The organism is Cupriavidus oxalaticus (assembly GCF_016894385.1).
GTDB classification, from domain to species: domain Bacteria; phylum Pseudomonadota; class Gammaproteobacteria; order Burkholderiales; family Burkholderiaceae; genus Cupriavidus; species Cupriavidus oxalaticus.
Genome location: NZ_CP069811.1, coordinates 2,465,819 through 2,483,087, shown reverse-complemented (window position 1 = coordinate 2,483,087; position 17,269 = coordinate 2,465,819). Strand labels below are relative to the sequence as shown.

The 17,269-nt window shown below is 68.4% G+C and carries 18 protein-coding genes and 1 pseudogene; 5 read left to right on the top strand and 14 right to left on the bottom strand.

Annotated elements, in window-relative coordinates:
* The first annotated feature begins 240 nt into the window (after nt 1-240).
* Nucleotides 241-474 carry a hypothetical protein gene (locus tag JTE92_RS10790; RefSeq protein WP_063237372.1) on the top strand — a complete coding sequence of 78 codons (234 nt, stop codon included), beginning with the start codon at nt 241-243 and terminating at the stop codon, nt 472-474.
* A gap of 25 nt (nt 475-499) precedes the next feature.
* Here JTE92_RS10790 and JTE92_RS10785 read toward each other — a convergent pair whose 3' ends face one another.
* Nucleotides 500-1,120, bottom strand: a complete 621-nt coding sequence (locus JTE92_RS10785; RefSeq protein WP_063237371.1) for a hypothetical protein — start codon at nt 1,118-1,120, stop codon at nt 500-502.
* Between the two features lie 564 nt (nt 1,121-1,684).
* Between JTE92_RS10785 and JTE92_RS10780 the strand changes: the two genes are divergently transcribed.
* Together JTE92_RS10780 and JTE92_RS10775 are read left to right on the top strand one after the other, a co-directional pair.
* Nucleotides 1,685-2,830: a beta propeller repeat protein gene (locus tag JTE92_RS10780; protein WP_063237369.1), complete on the top strand. Its 1,146-nt coding sequence runs from the start codon at nt 1,685-1,687 to the stop codon at nt 2,828-2,830.
* Between the two features lie 14 nt (nt 2,831-2,844).
* On the top strand, nt 2,845-3,105 hold the full coding sequence (locus JTE92_RS10775; protein ID WP_063237368.1) for a MoaD/ThiS family protein: 261 nt from the start codon (nt 2,845-2,847) through the stop codon (nt 3,103-3,105).
* A 78-nt stretch (nt 3,106-3,183) separates the two neighbouring features.
* Here JTE92_RS10775 and JTE92_RS10770 read toward each other — a convergent pair whose 3' ends face one another.
* The 8 genes and pseudogenes from JTE92_RS10770 to JTE92_RS30780 form a co-directional block, all read right to left on the bottom strand.
* Nucleotides 3,184-3,456 (bottom strand): gamma-butyrobetaine hydroxylase-like domain-containing protein, encoded by a 273-nt coding sequence (locus JTE92_RS10770; protein ID WP_232353413.1) that lies wholly within the window; start codon nt 3,454-3,456, stop codon nt 3,184-3,186.
* Nucleotides 3,453-4,340, bottom strand: coding sequence for a HEAT repeat domain-containing protein (locus JTE92_RS10765; RefSeq protein ID WP_116386902.1), 888 nt, complete (start codon nt 4,338-4,340; stop codon nt 3,453-3,455). The genes JTE92_RS10770 and JTE92_RS10765 overlap by 4 nt, the downstream gene beginning before the upstream one ends.
* Nucleotides 4,341-4,398: 58 nt before the next feature.
* Nucleotides 4,399-5,217 carry an ABC transporter ATP-binding protein gene (locus tag JTE92_RS10760; RefSeq protein WP_063237366.1) on the bottom strand — a complete coding sequence of 273 codons (819 nt, stop codon included), beginning with the start codon at nt 5,215-5,217 and terminating at the stop codon, nt 4,399-4,401.
* The gene (locus tag JTE92_RS10755; protein ID WP_063237365.1) at nt 5,214-6,059 is read right to left on the bottom strand and encodes an ABC transporter permease; all 846 of its coding nucleotides are present in this window, start codon (nt 6,057-6,059) and stop codon (nt 5,214-5,216) included. Before JTE92_RS10755 ends, JTE92_RS10760 begins: the two co-directional genes overlap by 4 nt.
* A gap of 14 nt (nt 6,060-6,073) precedes the next feature.
* The gene (locus JTE92_RS10750) at nt 6,074-7,498 is read right to left on the bottom strand and encodes an ABC transporter substrate-binding protein (protein WP_063237364.1); all 1,425 of its coding nucleotides are present in this window, start codon (nt 7,496-7,498) and stop codon (nt 6,074-6,076) included.
* A gap of 43 nt (nt 7,499-7,541) precedes the next feature.
* Nucleotides 7,542-7,787 (bottom strand): 4Fe-4S dicluster domain-containing protein, encoded by a 246-nt coding sequence (locus tag JTE92_RS10745; protein WP_063237363.1) that lies wholly within the window; start codon nt 7,785-7,787, stop codon nt 7,542-7,544.
* Nucleotides 7,788-7,811: 24 nt separating this feature from the next.
* Nucleotides 7,812-9,572 carry a fumarate reductase/succinate dehydrogenase flavoprotein subunit gene (locus JTE92_RS10740; RefSeq protein WP_063237362.1) on the bottom strand — a complete coding sequence of 587 codons (1,761 nt, stop codon included), beginning with the start codon at nt 9,570-9,572 and terminating at the stop codon, nt 7,812-7,814.
* Nucleotides 9,569-9,795, bottom strand: a pseudogene (locus JTE92_RS30780) (hypothetical protein); the annotation flags it as partial. The gene JTE92_RS10740 and the pseudogene JTE92_RS30780, both read right to left, overlap by 4 nt.
* 344 nt (nt 9,796-10,139) lie before the next feature.
* Here JTE92_RS30780 and JTE92_RS10735 point away from each other — a divergent pair.
* Nucleotides 10,140-11,096 carry a chemotaxis protein gene (locus JTE92_RS10735; RefSeq protein ID WP_063237361.1) on the top strand — a complete coding sequence of 319 codons (957 nt, stop codon included), beginning with the start codon at nt 10,140-10,142 and terminating at the stop codon, nt 11,094-11,096.
* Nucleotides 11,097-11,452: 356 nt separating this feature from the next.
* Here the strand turns inward: JTE92_RS10735 and JTE92_RS10730 are convergent, their stop codons facing one another.
* Both JTE92_RS10730 and JTE92_RS10725 read right to left on the bottom strand, forming a co-directional pair.
* Nucleotides 11,453-12,109, bottom strand: coding sequence for a peroxiredoxin (locus JTE92_RS10730; protein ID WP_063237360.1), 657 nt, complete (start codon nt 12,107-12,109; stop codon nt 11,453-11,455).
* Nucleotides 12,110-12,189: 80 nt separating this feature from the next.
* Entirely contained in the window at nt 12,190-12,627 is a 438-nt protein-coding gene (locus JTE92_RS10725) for a universal stress protein (RefSeq protein ID WP_063237359.1), read from the bottom strand.
* 315 nt (nt 12,628-12,942) lie between these two features.
* Here JTE92_RS10725 and JTE92_RS10720 point away from each other — a divergent pair, with 315 nt between their 5' ends.
* Nucleotides 12,943-14,652 carry a SulP family inorganic anion transporter gene (locus JTE92_RS10720; protein WP_063237358.1) on the top strand — a complete coding sequence of 570 codons (1,710 nt, stop codon included), beginning with the start codon at nt 12,943-12,945 and terminating at the stop codon, nt 14,650-14,652.
* Between the two features lies 1 nt (nt 14,653).
* Here the strand turns inward: JTE92_RS10720 and JTE92_RS10715 are convergent, their stop codons facing one another.
* The 3 genes from JTE92_RS10715 to JTE92_RS10705 all read right to left on the bottom strand — a co-directional run bounded on the left by JTE92_RS10715 (nt 14,654) and on the right by JTE92_RS10705 (nt 17,245).
* Nucleotides 14,654-14,848 (bottom strand): ribbon-helix-helix protein, encoded by a 195-nt coding sequence (locus tag JTE92_RS10715; protein ID WP_063237357.1) that lies wholly within the window; start codon nt 14,846-14,848, stop codon nt 14,654-14,656.
* Nucleotides 14,849-15,101: 253 nt separating this feature from the next.
* Nucleotides 15,102-16,220 carry a dihydrolipoamide acetyltransferase family protein gene (locus JTE92_RS10710; RefSeq protein ID WP_063237343.1) on the bottom strand — a complete coding sequence of 373 codons (1,119 nt, stop codon included), beginning with the start codon at nt 16,218-16,220 and terminating at the stop codon, nt 15,102-15,104.
* A 47-nt stretch (nt 16,221-16,267) separates the two neighbouring features.
* Complete coding sequence (locus tag JTE92_RS10705) at nt 16,268-17,245, bottom strand: alpha-ketoacid dehydrogenase subunit beta (protein WP_063237356.1); 978 nt, start codon at nt 17,243-17,245, stop codon at nt 16,268-16,270.
* Between the last annotated feature and the right edge of the window lie 24 nt (nt 17,246-17,269).

Sequence of the window (17,269 nt, the reverse complement as noted above, 5' to 3'; positions counted from 1 at the left end):
ATACCAAATGTGCGGGATGGTTATCTTCAAGGGCGGGGCCAGCACCAGGTGGCGCTTTGAGCCTCCGGGCATTATCACGTACCTCATATACGGCCTATAGGGGCTGACCCGGAGGCCTCGCATGGTACTTCGCTATACTAGGGATAACCCTTAGCTGCCTCGCACGACTGGCCGAAATCCGGTTGGATATGCATTATGAGGCACTTAACATTCCTCCGATCCGGAAAAGGAACCATTGCCATGCAAGTGCTCGCCGACACGCTTTATCGTCAACCCGCCCAAGCCAGATCGCAGGCCAATCCCCAGGCCAGGCCCAATCTCCGTGCTGCCGCCGAGCCGGCGCGCGCGCTCGACTGCCATGCCCGCATGGGCAGTGGCCGCTCGCTGGCGGCCCGTGTTCGCGAATACTTCGCCCGCGGCTGGACGCTCTACCTCGACAACGCCCGCGCGGCAGCGCCCCTGATCCACCTCTGAAGCCGCTTGCGTGGCGCGCCCGTGCTCAGTACATGCCGGTACGCGCCATGAATGCCTGCAGGGTGCAGCCGCGACCCAGCAGCAGCCGGCGCGTGTGCAGGCCTTCGCGCTCTTGGGGGCTTACCATCTCGCCCAGCCATGTCAGCGTCTTCTGGCGCAGGTCGACATAGCCGCCGTCGTAATCCGCGCCAAGGACTTGCCATAGCGCATGCGCCCCGGCCGACTGGCGGGCGCCGCTCAGCAGGCACAGCCCGCCGTCCAGCGCCCAGCGGTACAGCGCCCTGGCCAGGCCGCGACGCTGGTAAGCGGGCGCAAACTTCGTATGCGGCGCGCGCACCCATGGGTCGGCGCGCCGGCCTACCTCGATCAGGCGGTTGAACACGGTATAGCCGGCCAGGCGCCGCTGCATCACGTCTTCCACATACACGTAGTACTCGCCATCGGCTTCGCGGTAGCGCAGCCGCAGCGCCGGTGTGCCTGTCGGCAGCGCCGGCATGTCGTGCAGGCGGTCGCCGGGCCGGTGGATGCGGTCGTGGAGCGCGCCCAGTTCGCGCTCGATCTCGCCCGAGGCGAGTTCCACGTCGATGCGCAATGCCAGCGGACGCGTCAGGGCCGATGTCAGGCCCAGGGCAGGAAACGGGACCATGGCCGCGCCTCAGGCTTCGAGGAGCAGGTAAAGGGCGGCAAGCGCCACCATGGCAAGAAGGGTCTGGCGGTAGAGTTGGGGCATGACTGGCTTTCTCCTGGCTGCATGATCAAGCGGATGCCGGATGGCAATCCGCGTCATGTGCCGTGCGGGGAAGCTCAGGTCTGCTGGAGGGTAGTGTCCCGAGCTGCCCGCACGGCCAGGAAAAGCACGGCGCTGCGGACCGCGCCTTGGGCGGCGTGGTCAATGGCGTAGCCCGGTTGCCGCGCGGTCACGACAAACGCCGCCGCCGGCAGGGCCGGGCGGTTCGATGCGGCGAAGCGGACGATGCGAGACATTGGGCGTGGGGCGTCGGAAATAGGGCGAACCCTGCTTATGCCATATTTCTGTGGATATGTCCAGCCAACTTGTCGATATCCGCTTTTATCTGCTGCCTACCCGCGTGCTGGGCGCAGGCGGGTCGCGATCTCCCTAACGGCCTCGGCACCAAATCTCAATTGTGAACACTGTCTACATGTACTAGACTCGGATGCATCGCTCAACGGCCTTCCCGCAGGAGCCATGATGACGACGTCCCCCGAAACCGGCCCGATCATGCTGCTGGTCGCCACCACCAAGGGTGCCTGGACCTTGACCAGCGACGCCGGCCGCAGTCACTGGCAGGTGGCAGGTCCCACCTTCCTTGGCCACACCATCCACCACATCGTGCAAGATCCCCGCGAGCCGTCGCGGATGCTGATGGCGGCGCGTACCGGCCACCTTGGCCCGACGGTGTTCCGCTCCGCCGACCGCGGCCGCAACTGGACCGAGGCCACGCGCCCGCCCGCCTTCGACAAGGTGCCTGAAGGCGAGACCGGCCGCGTGGTCGACCATGTGTTCTGGCTCACCCCCGGCCATGCCAGCGAACCCGGCGCCTGGTACGCCGGCACCTCGCCGCAGGGGCTGTTCCGCAGCACTGACCACGGCGCCTCGTGGGAGCCCGTGTCGGGCTTCAACGACAACCCGATGTGGCGCAACTGGACCGGCGGCGAGCAGGACGGCACCCCCGACGGGCCCAAGATGCATTCCGTGCTGGTTGATCCGCGCGACAAGCGTCATCTCTACATCGGCATGTCCAGCGGCGGCGTGTTCGAGAGCACCGACGCGGGCGCCAACTGGCAGCCGCTGAACCGCGGCAGCCTGGCCAACTTCCTGCCCGACCCCAATCCGGAATACGGGCAGGATCCGCATTGCGTGCTGCAGCACCCCGCCAACCCCGACATCCTGTACCAGCAGAACCATTGCGGCATCTATCGCATGGACCGGCGTGAAGGCGTATGGAAGCGCATCGGCGAAGCGATGCCCGCCGAGGTGGGCGACATCGGCTTCCCGATCGTCGCGCATCCGCGCGATGCGCGCACGGTGTGGGTGTTCCCGATGGACGGCAGCGATGTCTGGCCGCGCGTCAGTCCCGGCGGCCATCCCGCGGCCTATGTCACCCGCGACGCCGGCGAGACCTGGCAGCGCCAGGATCGCGGCCTGCCGCCCGAACAGGGCTGGTTCACGGTCAAGCGGCAGGCCATGGCCACCGACAGCCATGGGCCGGTGGGCGTGTACTTCGGCACCACCGGCGGCGAGATCTGGGCCAGTGCCGACGAAGGCGAGCACTGGCGCTGCATCGCCAGCCACCTGCCGCAGGTCTACGCTGTCAGCGTGGCGCGGCCGGCCTGAGTCGGAGGGCAGCCATGCAGGTACGCATTGCCACGCCGCTGTTTTCCTATACCGGCCAGCGCGAGTATGTGGAAGCCCACGGCGCGAACATCGGCGCGCTGCTGGACGACCTCGACCGGCAGTTTCCGGGGATGCGGTTCCGCATTGTCGATGAGCAGGGGAAGTTGAGGCCGTATATCCGCGTCTTCGTTAACCGGACGCAGTTGATGCGGCTGGATGCGCCGCTGCGGGAGACGGATGAGGTGCATATCCTGCAGGCGCTGGCGGGAGGATAGACGGTTTGCTCTCCTCTCCCGCTTGCGGGGGGGGGAGCGTTCACCAGCCGTGGTGCCTTCGTCCAGGCAGCCGCTGGTCTATAGCGTCTGCAAGTAAGCCCACGGATAGATCCCGCGATCGTGCCCGTCGTCGAACACGATCTGGATGCCATAGCCCATATCCTCCACGCCGACGACGCGCGCAGTTGCTGCCTGCGTTTCTCCCCCAGGCTTGCTTCGGCATGCAGCACAACGGCACGCTGCACGCAGGCGCGAGTGCTCTAGCGACTGGCAGCGCCCATCCGGCCAGTGGATGCGCAGCGTCCCTTCAACCCAGGCCAGTTCCAACCGCGTAGGCACCAGCATGCTCATGCCACACCATGCGGTTGCCCGATCTGCGCCAGCGACAGCGCGGCTTCCTTGCGCAGGTTGCTGATCGCATGGGCCAGCTGCATGGTGAGGGGCGCCAGCGCCTGCCGGTCGCCGAGCTTGCCCAGTGCGCGCGCAGCCTGCAGCCGGACCTGCCAGTAGGCGTCTTCCAGCGCCCCGATCAGCGGGCGCACGGCTTCGGCGAATTTCAGCTTGCCCAGTGTCTGCGCGGCTTCCTCGCGCACCTGCCACGCGCTGTCGCCGAGCGCGGCAAGCAGCGCATCGCGCGCCGACGCGTCGGCAGCCAGCCCGAGCGCCCCTGCCGCGGCACGCCGGACTTCGGTGTCGGCATCGCTGGCGGCGACTTGTGCCAGCGCGGGCAGCGCTTCGCTGCGCCTGAGCCAGCCCAGCACGGTCACCGCTTCGCGCCGCACCGGTGCGGCGGCGTCGGCCAGCGCTGCCATCGCGGCATCGAAGCCCGGCGCGTAGCGCAATTCGCGCAGAGCGCGCCAGGCTGAGGCGCGGACAAAGGGATCTTCATGCGCCACCCAGGGCAGCACGGCCGCGCCGGAGCCGGAATCCTTCAGTTCCGCCAGCGCCAGCGCCGCGGCTTCCGCCACCTCGCGGTCGGCATCGGCCAGCGCGGCGGCGAGCGCGCGCACGACCGCGTCCGCCTCCCAGCTGGCCAGCGTGCGCGCGGCTTCGGCGCGCACGGCTGCGGCGGGGTCGGATTGCAGCCGCTGCAGCAGCAGCGGCACGCCGGCTTCGTCTTCAAGGTCGGCGAGTTGCAGCACCGCCACGCGGCGCACGGCGGCATCGGGGTCGGACAGGCGCGCGGCGAGGGCGCCGATGGCTGGGTCCAGGGCAAACAGGAAATCGTCGGGCATGGAAGCGATCGATGGCAATGGGGCGGTCAGGCGATGGGGCGGTCAGGCAATGGGGCGGTCAGGCGATGGCGCCGGCGGCGCGGCGCATACCTTCGTGGTTGTGATGCAGCAGCGCGCGGCAATGGCGCTTGAGCCGCACAAAGGCGTCGTCGGTCAGCAGGTCGCCGTGGCGGGGCCGGTCGAAGCGGATATTGATATCGTCGAGGATCCGGCCAGGACGCGGCGACATCACCAGCACGCGGTCGGCCAGGAACAGCGCCTCGTCGATATCATGGGTGACGAAGACCACGGTGGTGCGCATCTGCGCCCAGACGTCGAGCAGCAATGACTGCATATGGGCGCGGGTCTGCGCGTCGAGCGCGCCGAACGGTTCGTCCATCAGCAGCACGCGCGGCCGGTTGATCAGCACGCGTGCGATCTCCACGCGCTGCTGCATGCCGCCGGACAGCTGCGCGGGGTAGCGCCGCGCGAAGCTGCCCAGCCCGACCAGGTCCAGCAGCGCCTGCGCCTCGCGCCGGCGCTCGGCGGCGGGCATGCCTTGCATCTTCAGGCCGAAGCTGACGTTGTCCAGCACGCGCTTCCACGGGAACAGCGAATGCTGCTGAAACACCAGCCCGCGCTCCGGCGCGGGGCCACGCACCGGCGCGCCATCGAGCAGGATCTCGCCCGCCGCAACCGGCAGGTGCCCCGCGATGGCGCCCAGCAGGGTCGACTTGCCGCAGCCCGACGGGCCGAGGATGCAGACGAACTGCCCGGCGGGGATGTCGAGGGAAAACTGGTGCACGGCGGTGAAGGCGGCATCGCCCTTGCCCAGTGCGACGTCGACAGCGCGCACCTGCAGCCGGCCCGCGTCGATGGTGGGGCGGGTGGTGCTCATGCGCGCGCCTCCTGCAAGCGCGCCCACGGCATCAGCCACGCGCCGGCGCGCTTGATCAGCGCGCTGCTGCCCATGCCGAAGGCGCCGATCAGCAGCATGCCGACGACGATATCGGCGTAGTTCTGCAGGTTGTAGGCTTCCCACGTGTAGTAGCCGATGCCGTACTGGCCGGCGATCATCTCCGCGGTGACCAGGCAGAACCACGACGTACCCATGCCGATCGCCAGCCCGGTGACGATGCTCGGCAGCGCGGCCGGCAGCAGCACCTCGGGGAACACGGCCCAGCGCCGCGCGCCGAGGCTGCGCGCGGTGGCGACCAGCCGCGGATCGGTACGCTCGACGCCGTGGATGGTGTTGAGCAGGATCGGGAACAGTGCGCCGATAAAGGTGATGAAGATCATGCTCAGTTCCGACGAGGGGAACATCAGAATCGCCAGCGGAATCCACGCCACGCCCGGGATCGGCCGCAAGACTTCCAGCGGTGGCAGCAACAGGTCTTCCAGCCAGCGCGAGCGGCCGATCAGCATGCCCAGCACGATGCCGGCCAGCGCCGCCGCGCCAAAGCCGGCAAACACGCGCGCCAGGCTGTTGCCAAGATGCAGCACCAGCTTGGGCGACTGCAGCAGCTGCCACGCGGCGGGCACGACGTCAGTGGGCGCCGGCACGTTGGCAAAGGTAACGATGCCAAGGTGCGCCTTGTGCGCCGAAGCCAGCTGCCATAGCACGATGCAGCCCGCCAGCGCGGCAATCCGCACCAGCCAGCGCGCCATCCGCGCGCGGGACTGCCTCGCCGCGGTGGGCGCCAGGCGCGGCGCCCCAACATCAAGGGTGATCGAGGTCATGGGCGCGCTCCGCTTCAGGGATTGCCGGCAACCGCCACGGCGGCGCCGCTGACTGCGGCATAGTTGCGCACGCTGCCGCCGTGGTCCTTCGCATAGCTGTCGGCCGAGCCCTTGAGCAGGAAGGCACTGACCTGCCCCTTGCCGTCCTGCACGTACCACACCTTGTCGGCGAGCAGCTTCAGGCCGGTGTTGCGGTCATGCACGTACAGCACGCGCGCCTTCCTGCCTTCCCTGCCGGCCTGCCGCAGCGCGGCGAAGGCCGCTGCCGGCGAGGCATAGTTGCGCACCGTGGGCTCGCCCTGCAGCCACAATTGCGCGGCCAGCTTGGGATCGGCGATGGGTTTGCCGGTGGCGGCATCCCTGGCCGCCAGCGGCTGTTTGTCGTAGGACTTCAGCCGCGCGTCGTAGTCGAGGCCTTCCAGCCTGAACGCCTCGCGGATATAGCGGTCGTCGATCACGCCGTCGGCGTTCAGGTCGGCATCGGTGCGCTTGAGCAGCTTCAGCGTCTCGATCGAGGTCTGCAGGGCCTGCCGGTATTCCGGCTTCCACGTGTAGTCGAGGTTCTGCAGGCCGAGCGGGCCGTGGAACAGGTAGTCCACCTCGGCGTCGATGCCGGTCACCTTCGCGATCAGCTCGCTGTGCTTCTCCGGCTCGGCGGCCATCAGGCGGTCGGCCTCGATCGCGGCGCGCAGGTAGGCGACCACGATCTCCGGATACTTCTGCGCATAGGCCGCGTTGACCAGCGCGCCGTGGAAGGTCGGCGCCTCGGCCTGGGAGCCGTCATAGATCTTGCGGGCAAAGCCGCGGAAGGTGAACAGCTCGGGGAACGGCACGAAATTGGCATGCCCGTCGACCTTGTGCGCCTGCAGCGCCGAGCCGCCCACCTCAGGCGACTGCGACACCAGCGTCACGTCGTTGTCCGGATCCCAGCCCTGGCGCTTGATCGCGCGCAGCAGCATGCCGTGCGCGGTGGAGCCGAACGGCACCGAGATGGTCTTGCCCTTGAGTTCCGCCAGCGACTGGATCGGCGAATCGGCCGGCACCACGATACCGTTGCCGGTGCCGATGGCATTGCCCGACAGCGGCGCGATAAACAGGCTTTTCTTGCCGGCCTTCTGGAATGCCGCAGCGTTGAGCGAGCCGGGAAAGTCCGCCATGGCGCCGATATCGAGCTTGTCGGCCACCATCTCGTTGGTCAGCGGCGGGCCCGAGGTGAAGTTCTTCCACTGCACGTCGTAGGTGACGTCCTTGTACTTGCCGGTGCGCGGCAGGTATTTGTCGAGCAGCTTCAGCTCGCGGATCAGCAGGCCGCCGGTGGCGCAGTTGATGGTGGTGTCCTGCGTGCCGATGGCGATGCGGATGGTCTCGGCGCCGGCGGTGCCGGCCAGGCTTGCCGCGGCCACGGCGAGCAGCAGGCGGATGCTGTAAGACGTCTTCATGGGGCGTTCCTGTGATCGATTTCTTGTAAGGCGATGCAGTGGTTCAGCGCAGCAGGTACGGAATTTCGACCCGTACCGCGCCGGTGGGGCAATCCTTCTCGCAAGGCATGCAGTACCAGCACTCGTCGAACTGCATGTAGGCCTTGCCCTTGCTCACGTCGATGGCCAGCAGGTCCATCGGGCAGACATCGACGCACACCGTGCAGCCCTTGTCGGCAATGCACTTGTCTTCATCGATGGTGACCGGCGCGCTGCTGCGCTGGGCGATCTCATGCGGGGTGTAGGCCATGGCTCGGTTTCCTCGTTGCGGGCTTCAGGCGGCTGCCAGGGTGGGTTCGGTGGCAGCGGTGGTGGCAGCGGCGCGGCTGACGCGCAGCCGCTGGTAAGCGGTGGCGTCATCGCCTTCCACCGGCACCACATAAGGCTCGATCGCGCGCTTGTGGCTGACCATGCGGCCCGAGGCGTCCTTGCTCAGGTGCGTATGGCAGAACCATTCGGCGTCGTTGCGCTGCGGGTAGTCGACGCGGTGGTGGTACAGCCCCCAGCGGCTCTCGGTGCGGAACAGCGAGGCGCGCGCCGCCATCTCGGCGCAGTCGCGGATCGCCATGACCTCGACCGCGCGCATCAGCTCGTGCGGATTGGCGGCGCGGATCTGGCCGATGTCTTCGGCGATGGCGTCGAAGCGCTGCAGGCCGATTTCCATCTTGCGCGTGACCTTGGGCGGCTGCAGGTAGTCGTTGACCATGCGCCGCAGCTTGTATTCCACCTGCGCCGGCGGCAGGCCGTGCTCGCGCGCCAGCGGCGCGAAGATGCGCGCGCGCTCGGCGTCGACCTGCGCCGCATCCGCTTCAGGCAGGGCGCGGCCGGCGACGTAGTCGGCCGCGTTGTGCCCCGCGAACCAGCCATAGGTGAACGCGCCCAGCATGTAATTGTGCGGCACCGCGGCCATGTCGCCGGCGGCATAGAGGCCGGGCACGGTGGTCTCGGCGCGCTCGTTGACATGCACGCCCGAGGCGCTGTGCCCGCTGCAGAAGCCGATCTCCGAGATATGCATCTCCACCATCTGCCGGCGATAGTCCGTGCCGCGCCCGGCGTGGAACTGCCCGCGGCTGGGGCGTTCGTTGGTGTGCAGGATGGTCTCGATGGTCTGGATGGTCTCTTCGGCCAGGTGGTCGAGCTTCAGGAACACGGGGCCGTTGCCGCCCTGCCGCTCCTGGTAGAACTCCCACATCATCTGGCCGCTCCAGTAGTCGCATTCGATAAAGCGCTCGCCCTTGCCATTGGCGGTATAGCCGCCCAGCGGCCCGGTCACGTAGGCGCAGGCCGGGCCGTTGTAGTCCTTGATCAGCGGGTTGATCTGGAAGCATTCCAGGTTGGCCAGCGCCGCGCCGGCGTGATACGCCATGGCATAGCCGTCGCCGGCATTGGTCGGGTTCTCGTAGGTGCCCATCAGGTAGCCGGAGGCGGGCAGGCCCAGGCGGCCGGCGGCGCCGCAGCACAGGATCACGGCGCGTGCGCGCACCACGTGGAAGTCGGCGGTGCGGCAGTCGAAGCCCATCACGCCGCACGCGGCGCCGCCGGCATCGGTCAGCACGCGCGTGGCGACGATGCGGTTGGTGATCTCCACGCGCGCGCGCTTGAGCTGGCGGTACAGCACCTTCTTGACGTTGTGGCCCTCCGGCATCGGCAGCACGTACGAACCCATGTGGTGGACCTTCTTCACCGCGTAGTCGCCGGTCTCGTCCTTCTCGAAGCGCACGCCCCAGCGGTCGAGCTGCTCGATGGTGGCAAAGCTGTGGCGCGCATAGGCATAGACCGTGGACTGGTCGACGATGCCGTCGTTGGCGACGGTGATCTCGCGGGTGTATTGCTCGGGCGTGGCGTGGCCGGGGATGACGGCGTTGTTCAGGCCGTCCATGCCCATCGAGATCGCGCCGCTGCGCTTGACGTGCGCCTTGTCGAGCAGCAGCACGCGCAGCGCCGGGTTGCGCTCCTTGGCCTTGATCGCGGCCATCGGGCCGGCGGTGCCGCCGCCGACGACGACGATGTCGTATTCGTGTGTCAGGGTGTTCATGCGTTGGGATTTCCCTTGCTGGCAGGTTTGCGGGTGCGGGCGTGGCTGCTGCTGGCGAGGCTGGCGTGGCCGGCGTATCAGGCGTATCAGGCGTATCAGGCGTATCAGGCGTATCAGGCGTATCAGGCGTATCAGGCGGCTGCGCCTTGTGGCGCTCGGCACGCGGCCGGTACTGGAAGGCGTCGCCGCGGAAGTAGAGGAATTCGTAGTCGATCGGCGTGCCCCGCGATGTCGTGGGTGGCCAGGTCAGCGCCGAGCAGCCGCACCCGCCGCCGCTGGGGCGAGGCGGGGCTGGGTCCGGTTCGTCATCGGATCGGTCCATCTTGTTATGACAAGTTGGCAAGAACTATATGGACGCCGCCGCCGCCAAGGAACGAAGCAATCCGGATATCCAACGATGAAATCCGAACATGCCGCCCGTGCCCGCCTGCCTCAACTCTCCAGTTCCCGCGCCGATATCCAGTCATGACTCCTGCCGTCCGCCAGCCGCCGCGGCGGCAGGGTAATGACCGCACAGCGGCACACACGGCGGCTACAGACCATCAACGCACGGCACGGGAGCGACGCATGAGCAGTTCCATGAGGGACATCGACGAACGGACTAACCTCACCAACAACAACCAGTTCGAGCTGCTGCTGTTCCGGCTGGGCGATGCCGAGCACAGCGGGCAGTCCGAGTTGTTCGGCATCAATGTGTTCAAGGTGCGCGAGATCCTGGTGATGCCGCCGGTGACGACCGTGGTCGGGGCCGACCCGTCGATCCTGGGCATGTCCGATATCCGCGGCCAGGTGATTCCCGTGATCGACCTCCCCAGACTGGTGGGGTGCAAGCCGCGCAACGGGCTTGGCATCCTGCTGGTGACCGAGTACGCGCGCTCGACGCAAGGCTTCGCGGTCGAGGCGGTGGAGGAAATCGTGCGCCTGGAGTGGAACCAGGTGCACTCGGCCGAGGCCAGCGTGCGCACCGGCCACGTGACCAGCATCGCCAAGCTGGATGCCGGCACCGACCAGGCGCGCCTGGTGCAGGTGCTGGACGTGGAGCAGATCCTGCGCGATGTGCTGCCGGCGCGGCAGCCGGACGTCGAGCCGGGCTCGGTCGGCCCGCAGCTGACCCTGCGCCCGGGCCTCAAGGTGATCGCCGCCGACGACTCCGCGCTGGCACGCGGCCTGATCGAGCAGGGCCTGAAGGCGCTCGGCGCGCCGGTGCTGATGACCAAGTCGGGCAAGGAAGCGTGGGAACTGCTCGACCGCATCGCCGCCGAGGCGGCCAGCCACGGCAAGTCGGTGCAGGACGAGGTGGCGCTGGTGCTGACCGACCTGGAAATGCCCGAAATGGATGGCTTTACGCTGACGCGCAAGATCAAGGCCGACAGCCGCCTGAAGCAGCTGCCGGTGGTGATTCACTCGTCACTATCGGGTGAGGCCAGCGAAGAGCATGTGCGCAAGGTGGGGGCGGATGCCTACGTGGCGAAGTTCGTCGCCAGGGAACTGGCCGATACCATCCGCCAGGTGCTGACGCGCTGAGCGGGCGCTGATTTCGGTACCTGAGTTCGGTGCCTGAGTTCGGTGCCTGAGACCACAACCGGCGTGGCCTTAGGCAGCACAAGGCACAAAATCCTTCAGGCTGCAAGCATTCCCGTACGTTTACGGTTTGCCTATAAAGCGGGCACTCCAGTACGAGCCAAGGCCGGCGCGCCCTTGACGGTTGTCAAGAGGGGGGATATCCACCGAAGCTGTGGATAGATCCTGTGGACAAGTCAGGCGTCCCGGCCGAACTGCCCGGGACGCCTGCCGGCGGTCCTGCGTGACCTCCACGCCCTGCCGCGCTCCCTTGCTCGCTCTCTCCCCTGTCTGGCCTTGCCCGGTCCTGCCCGGCGCCGTTACTTCGGTTGCTCCACCGTGCGCAGATAGGGCTTCAGCGTCTTGAACCCTTGCGGGTATTTCTTCTTCGCATCTTCGTCCGAGACCGATGTCGGGATGATGACGTCCTCGCCCGGCTTCCAGTTCACCGGCGTGGCCACGGTGTGCTTGGCGTTGAGCTGCAGCGAATCCAGCAGGCGTAGCACTTCATCGAAATTGCGTCCCGCGCTCATCGGATACACCAGCATCGCCTTGACCTTCTTGTCCGGGCCGATGATGAACACCGAGCGGATGGTGGCGTTGTCCACGGCCGTGCGCGGCCCGGCGCCGCTGGCTTCGGGGTGGATCATGTCGTAGAGCTTGGCCACGGTCAGGTCGGCGTCGCCGATCATCGGATAGTTGACGGCGGCGCCCTGGGTTTCCTCGATGTCCCTGGCCCAGCGCTGGTGGTCGCTGACGGGATCGATGCTCAGGCCGATGATCTTGGTGTTGCGCTTGTCGAATTCGGGCTTCAGCCGCGCCATGTAACCCAGTTCGGTGGTGCATACCGGCGTGAAGTCCTTGGGGTGCGAGAACAGGATCGCCCAGTTGTCGCCGATCCATTCATGGAAGCTGAGCTTGCCTTCCGTGGTGTCCGCGGTGAAGTCCGGGGCTTGTTCGCCCAGTCGAATCGCCATGGTTGCGCTCCTTGCAGTTGGCATGGGGTTGGAAAAGGCGCGGTGCCGGCGTGCCGGCCCCGCGTGCGATTGGCTGCCGCCTAGCGCAGGACCAGCACCGGGATCGTGCTGTGCGTCAGGACTTTTTGCGTTTCACTGCCGATCAGCAACGCCTGCAACCCGCGCCGCCCGTGCGAAGACATCACGATCAGGTCGCAGCCGCGCTGCTCGGCGCACTGGATGATGGCCTGCCACGGGTGGTCGTCGGTGGCGGTGACGGTGTCGCACGGCACGCCGGCCTGGCTGGCAGCACGCGTGACCGCGGCCAGGAAGGTATCGGCATGGCGCGCGGCCTCGGCCGCGAACGAGTCCCTGCTGTCCTGCTGGCTGGTCAGCCGGTACGTCAATACGTGGTACTCGGGAATCACATGCAGGCCCGTCGCGCGGGCGCCGATGCGGCTGGCGAAGGTCATGGCGCGGGCCACCGTCGCTTCGGCGCGTGCGGAGCCGTCGGTGGGGACAAGGAGGTGCTTGAACATGATGGCCTCCGATTGCAGTGAATAGCCGTGTCCGCCGGGCCGTTCCGCCCGGACCGTCCGGACGAGCCACTCCAGTATAGGAATTGGCCGGTGATAGCGACAGGTCGCGTGCAGGCTTTGCAACGCCGTGGCACGGCGCCTTTGCGCCTGCCCTTGCCGAGGCGATGTCGCGCGGCCGGCGCAAGCGGCAAGCAGCGGCACTAGCGGCACTAGCTGCACGTGGCAGCACCGCATGTCACGTTCATTAGCATGTTGTTATCATTTCATGCACCCGCTCCCTCCCACCAACGTTGACCCATTGCAAGGAATCTCCGCATGATCGCGCTGCGCGAAGCATGGCAGGCCGGGCTGTTCCGCCGCGCCAACTGGCTGCCCAACCTGGTGTCGGGCGTGATCGTCGGGGTGGTGGCGCTGCCGCTGGCGATGGCGTTCGCGATCGCCTCCGGCGCGAAGCCGGAGCAAGGGCTGTACACGGCCATCGTCGCCGGGCTGGCGGTGTCGATGTTCGGCGGCAGCCGCCTGCAGATCGCCGGGCCCACCGGCGCGTTCATCGTGGTGCTGTCCGCCATCACCGCGCGCTACGGCATCGGCGGGCTGCAGCTTGCCACGCTGATGGCCGGGCTGATCCTGCTGGCGCTGGGCCTGGCGCGGCTGGGCGGCGTGATCCGCTACATTCCCGCCCCCGTGATCGTGGGCTTTACCGCCGGCATCGGCGTGATCATCTTCGTGGGGCAATGGCGCGACTTCTTCGGGCTGCCGCCGGTAGCCGGCACCCACTTCCATGAAAAGCTGTGGCACCTGCTGCAGGCGCTGCCGCAGTGGCATGCGGCCACCACCGCGCTGGCGCTGGGGAGCCTGCTGCTGGTGCTGGGCGCGCCGCGCATCCGCTGGCTGCACCGCATTCCCGGTCCGCTGGTGGCGCTGGTGGTGGCCACCGCGGTGCAGGCGCTGTTCCGCTTCGACGGCGTGGCCACCATCGGCAGCGCCTTCGGCGGGCTGCCGCGCGGGTTGCCGGCACCGTCGCTGCCGGAGATCTCGCTGGCGCGCATGATCGAGCTGGCCGGACCGGCCTTCACCATCGCCATGCTGGGCGCGATCGAATCGCTGCTGTCCGCGGTGGTGGCCGACGGCATGGCCGGCACCCGGCACGATTCCAACCAGGAGCTGGTGGGGCAGGGCGTCGCCAATATCCTGGCGCCGCTGTTCGGCGGGTTTGCCGCCACCGGCGCCATCGCCCGCACCGCCACCAATATCCGCAACGGCGGCAACAGCCCGCTGGCCGGCATCACCCATGCGCTGACGCTGGTGCTGGTGCTGCTGTTCCTGGCACCGCTGGCGGCGAGCGTGCCGCTGGCGACGCTGGCCGCGATCCTGTTCGTGGTGGCTTGGAACATGAGCGAGGCGCGCCAGTTTGCGCGCATGGTGCGCCGCGCGCCGCGCGCCGACGTGGCGATCCTGCTGATCACCTTTACGCTGACCGTGCTGACCGACCTGGTGGTCGCGGTCAATGTCGGCGTGATCCTGGCCATGCTGCAGTTCCTGCGGCGCATGTCGGCTTCGGTGGAAGTGACGCGCCAGGACGCGACGGGTATCGAGCGCGAGCTAAGCGTCGAACCGGGTGCGGCCGAATCCCTGGGGGAGCGGATGCCGCCGGGTGTGCTGGTCTACGCCATTGACGGCCCGTTCTTCTTCGGCGCGGTCGAGGCCTGCGAGCAGGCGCTGGTGCACACCCATACCGAGCCGCGCGTGCTGCTGATCCGCCTGGGCCGGGTGCCGTTCATCGACATGACCGGCTTGCAGACGCTGGAAGCCGTGATCCGCACGCTGCGCCGGCGCGGCGTGGCAGTGGTGCTGGCCGAGGCCAATGCGCGCGTGCGGCAAAAGCTGGAGCGGGCCGGGGTGCTGGCGGCGCTGGGGCAGGAAAACTACGCGGATGCGCTGGCGCAGGCGGTGCGGCGCTGCGGCGTGCTGGCGGGAGAGGGCGCTACGGAGCAGGACCGCGAGGACACCGGCGCCTCGCACTGATCTACTTCTTTTGCCGACCGCTGCCGGCGGGCCGTGCCTTGGTGGCGTACTCCACGCCGTGCTGGGCCAGGTAATCGCGGATCAGCTGGCGCACCACCTGCGACGGCGTCAGGTCCTGCGCGGCGCACAGGGTTTCGAAGGCCTTCTTCTTGACCGGGTCGATCAGGATGGTGAGGCGGGCGGTTTTGGTTTCCATGAGGGGTGTGTCGGGCGGTCCGGCTGGATCGCTCGCATTATATACAGCGCGAATGCCTGACAATTGCCGAGGGCTTGCTCCCCTCTCCCGCGTGCGGGAGAGGGGCCGGGGGAGAGGGCAGGCGGTGGCTATGCTGACCCGGCGGGACTTCGTTGACACTCCGGCCCTCTCCCCCACCCCTCTCCCACTTCGCGGGAGAGGGGAGCGTTCGCAACGGGCAGCAGGGTTTGCAGGCGCTCTCGCTGGCGATCCGCTAAGCCGGCATCTCCAGGTCCGCAATCACCGCCGCCAGAAACCGCGCCGCCTCGCCCCCCGTCACCACCCGGTGATCAAACGTCAGGCTGAGCGGCATCACCCGATGCACCGCCGGCACACCGCCGGCCGCGACCACCTCGTCCCGCACCCGTCCCGCCCCAAGGATCGCCACCGTCGGCGGCACCACGATCGGTGCCGCGTAGCGCCCCGCGATCATGCCGAAGTTGGACAGCGTGATGGTATTGCCGCGCATCTCTTCCGGCGCGATGGTGCGCGCCCGGATGTCCGCGCGCATGCGGTCGAGCCCGTGGCGCAGGTCGGCCGCGTCGCGGTTGCCCACGTCGCGCAGCACCGGCACGAACAGCCCTTCGGGCAGGTCGGCGGCAATGCCGACGTCGATCTTCTTCAGCACATGGCGGCGCCCGGTCTGGCCCTCGTACCAGGCGTTCAGGCCCGGCTCCGCGCGGCAGCCGGCCACCAGCGCGCGCACCAGGCGGATGGTGACGTCGGCGCCCGCCTGCCAGGCGTGGATATCGGCATCGTCCATCACCGTGGCCGCGGCGACCTCATTCTGCGCGCGCGCCATGTTCTGCGCCATCGCGCGGCGCACGCCGCGCAGTTCCTCGGGCGTGCCCAGTTCGGCCAGCGTGGCGGCCACGCGTTCGACGTCTGCGGCGGTGACAGTGCCCTCCGGCCCCGACGCGGTGGCTATCGCCAGGTCGACGCCGAGGCGCCGCGCCAGCGCGCGCACCGCGGGCGTGGCCTTGATCCGCGCGGCCATGCCGGCGGCAGGCGCGGCCGCGCCCGGCGGCGCCGCTTCGCTGGCCACGCGCGCGCCGACCTGCACGGACCCGACCACCGTGCCGGCATCGGCGTCCTCGCCCGCGCCCTCGAAGCCGACCAGCGGCGCGCCCAGGTGGACGATATCCCCAGGCTGCGCATGCAACCTGGCGATGGTGCCCGCATAGGGCGAGGGGATCTCGACGATGGCCTTGGCGGTCTCCACCGACAGCAGCGGCTGGTCCGCGGCGACCGCATCGCCAACCTTGACATGCCAGCTCACGATCTCGGCCTCTTGCAGGCCTTCGCCCAGGTCGGGCAGCTTGAAGACTCTCATCGGCGCTTCCTCGGCTTGGTGGGTCGCTCAGCGCTGCCTGGCGTCAGTCAGGCAGCCATGGCCTTGCGTGCCGCGTCGACGATGCGCGCGGCGCTGGGCAGGTAGGTATATTCCAGCCGCGCCAGCGGCACCACGGTGTCGAAGCCGGCCACGCGCTGCACCGGCGCCGCCAGCGAATACAGCCCGGCATCGGCCAGCTCCGCCGCAATCTCCGCGCCGAAGCCCGCGGTGCGCGGCGCCTCGTGCACGATCACGCAGCGCCCGGTGCGCGCCACCGCTTCGAGGATGGTCTGCATGTCGAGCGGCTTGAGCGTGGCCACGTCGATCACGGTCGCGCTCACGCCCTCTGCGGCCAGTTCGTCGGCGGCGGTCAGCGTCTCCTGCACCATCGCGCCCCACGTCACCAGCGTGATGTCGCTGCCTTCGCGCAGCGTGAAGCAGGTATCGAGCGGCAGCGCCGCGCCGTCGTCGGCGACCTCCTGGCGAAACAGCCGGTACAGCCGCGTGGGCTCGAGGAAGATCACCGGGTCGGGATCGGCGATCGCGGCCAGCAGCAGCCCGTAGGCGCGCGCCGGCGACGACGGCACCACCACGCGCAGCCCCGGCATATGGGCGAATATCGCTTCCGGGCTTTCCGAATGATGCTCGGGCGCGTGGATGCCCGCGCCGCACGGCGAGCGCACCACCAGCGGGCAGCTCAGCCGCCCGCGCGTGCGGTGCCGCATGCGCGCGGCGTGGTTGATGATGTGGTCGATGGCCGGGTAGATAAAGCCGGTGAACTGGATCTCGGCCACGGGCCTGAGTCCCATCGCCGCCATGCCGATCGCCGCGCCGACGATGCCGCCTTCGGCCAGCGGCGTATCCATGACCCGCGCCGCGCCGAAGCGCGCCTGCAGTCCCGCGGTGGCGCGGAACACGCCGCCGTTGACGCCGATGTCCTCGCCCAGCAGCAGCACGTCGGGATCGCTCTCCAGCGCATGGCCCAGTGCCAGGTTGACTGCTTCGACCAGGTTGATTTCCGCCATGGTTTGCTCGCTTTGGTCGTTGGT